This window comes from Pseudovibrio denitrificans JCM 12308 (assembly GCF_001310815.1).
Taxonomy (GTDB): Bacteria; Pseudomonadota; Alphaproteobacteria; order Rhizobiales; family Stappiaceae; genus Pseudovibrio; species Pseudovibrio denitrificans.
In genome coordinates, this window is the sequence record NZ_BAZK01000052.1 from 1 (window position 1) to 2,500 (window position 2,500).

Annotated in this window: 2 rRNA genes (1 of these 2 cut by a window edge); both read right to left on the reverse strand. The window is 53.2% G+C overall.

From position 1 onward, the window contains the following. Positions 1-39: 39 nt before the first annotated feature. Positions 40-154, reverse strand: a 5S ribosomal RNA gene (gene rrf / locus JCM12308_RS27220). Positions 155-244: 90 nt separating this feature from the next. Further along, positions 245-2,500: ribosomal RNA gene (locus tag JCM12308_RS27225) — 23S ribosomal RNA — on the reverse strand (it continues 467 nt past the right edge of the window).

A 2,500-nucleotide genomic window follows, 5' to 3' on the forward strand; every position in this document is an offset into this window, starting at 1 on the left:
ATGTTCTGTTTATTTTGAGAGGTTATGTGCTTTATTCATGCCCGGCGGCGCCCTACTCTCCCGCGTCTTAAGACGAAGTACCATTGGCGCAGGGGCGTTTCACTTCCGAGTTCGGGATGGGATCGGGTGGGGGCGCCCCGCCATAGCCACCGGGCAGGAATAAGTCACATTATGAACTGGTCTTTTGTTTTCAAGTTGAAGCTTTGTTTTTGGATTTAAGCTTTATGATTATAGCTTAATGGGAGTGATCAAGATCGATCGAGCTATTAGTAAGGCTCAGCTTCGGATGTTACCACCCTTCCACATGCCTCCTATCGACGTGGTGGTCTTCCACGGCTCTCAAGGGATATCTTGTTTTGAGGTTGGTTTCCCGCTTAGATGCCTTCAGCGGTTATCCATTCCGTACATAGCTACCCTGCAATGCGGCTGGCGCCACAACAGGTCCACCAGAGGTACGTCCATCCCGGTCCTCTCGTACTAGGGACAGATCCTCTCAAATTTCCTACACCCACGGCAGATAGGGACCGAACTGTCTCGCGACGTTCTGAACCCAGCTCACGTACCGCTTTAATTGGCGAACAGCCAAACCCTTGGGACCTGCTCCAGCCCCAGGATGCGATGAGCCGACATCGAGGTGCCAAACAATGCCGTCGATATGGACTCTTGGGCATCATCAGCCTGTTATCCCCGGCGTACCTTTTATCCGTTGAGCGATGGCCCTTCCACGAGGGACCACCGGATCACTATGACCGACTTTCGTCTCTGCTCGACTTGTCAGTCTCGCAGTCAGGCAGGCTTATGCCATTGCACTCAACGAGCGATTTCCGACCGCTCTGAGCCTACCTTCGCGCGCCTCCGTTACCATTTGGGAGGCGACCGCCCCAGTCAAACTACCCGCCACACACGGTCCCGGATATTGTAGTACCGCGGTTAGATATCCATGAGGACAAGGGTGGTATTTCAAGGATGGCTCCACCCGAGCTGGCGCCCGGGGTTCAACGCCTACCACCTATCCTACACATGTCATCACGAATACCAGTGTGAAGCTGTAGTAAAGGTGCACGGGGTCTTTCCGTCTGACCGCAGGAACCCCGCATCTTCACGGGGAATTCAATTTCACTGAGTCTGTGCTGGAGACAGCGGGGAAGTCGTTACGCCATTCGTGCAGGTCGGAACTTACCCGACAAGGAATTTCGCTACCTTAGGACCGTTATAGTTACGGCCGCCGTTTACTGGGGCTTCAATTCGGTGCTTGCACACCTCCTCTTAACCTTCCAGCACCGGGCAGGCGTCAGACCCTATACGTCGCCTTGCGGCTTCGCAGAGCCCTGTGTTTTTGATAAACAGTCGCAACCCCCTATTCTGTGCCCCCGATACAAAGTTGCCTTCGTACCGGGCTCCCTTCTCGCGAACTTACGGGAGCAATTTGCCGAGTTCCTTCAGCACAGTTCTCTCAAGCGCCTTGGTATACTCTACCTGTCCACCTGTGTCGGTTTCGGGTACGGTCTTAGTGTGGGAGCTATTTCCAGGAACACCTTCACCGCATCTCCAATCCAATAAGGAGATACGATACACGGCATCCGTCACTACCCACTGGCCGGGGAATATTAACCCCGTTCCCATCGACTACGCCTTTCGGCCTCGCCTTAGGGGCCGGCTAACCCTGCGCCGATTAGCGTTGCGCAGGAACCCTTGGACTTTCGGCGAGAGGGTCTCTCACCCTCTTTATCGTTACTCATGTCAGCATTCGCACTTCTGATACCTCCAGCAGCCCTCACGGGTCCACCTTCATCAGCTTACAGAACGCTCCGCTACCGCGCGTCATAAGACGCACCCGCAGTTTCGGTGTATGGCTTTAGCCCCGGTACATTTTCGGCGCGGAGACCCTTATTTAGACCAGTGAGCTGTTACGCTTTCTTTAAATGATGGCTGCTTCTAAGCCAACATCCTGGTTGTTTTGGGATCTCTACATCCTTTCCCACTTAGCCATAACTTAGGGACCTTAACTGGCGGTCAGGGTTGTTTCCCTCTCCACAATGGACGTTAGCACCCACTGTGTGTCTGCCCTGCAGTACTTCCTGGTATTCGGAGTTTGGTTAGGATCAGTAAGGCGGTGAGCCCCATAGCCCATCCAGTGCTCTACCCCCAGGAGTATTCACAGGACGCTCTACCTAAATAGATTTCGCGGAGAACCAGCTATTTCCGAGTTTGATTGGCCTTTCACCCCTAGCCACAAGTCATCCCCGAATTTTTCAACATTCGTGGGTTCGGTCCTCCAGTGCGTGTTACCGCACCTTCAACCTGCTCATGGCTAGATCACTCGGTTTCGGGTCTAATCCAACGAACTAAAACGCCCTATTAAGACTCGCTTTCGCTACGCCTACACCTATCGGCTTAAGCTTGCTCGTTAAATTAAGTCGCTGACCCATTATACAAAAGGTACGCTGTCACCCTTACGGGCTCCAACTGTTTGTAAGCATTCGGTTTCAGGTACTATTTC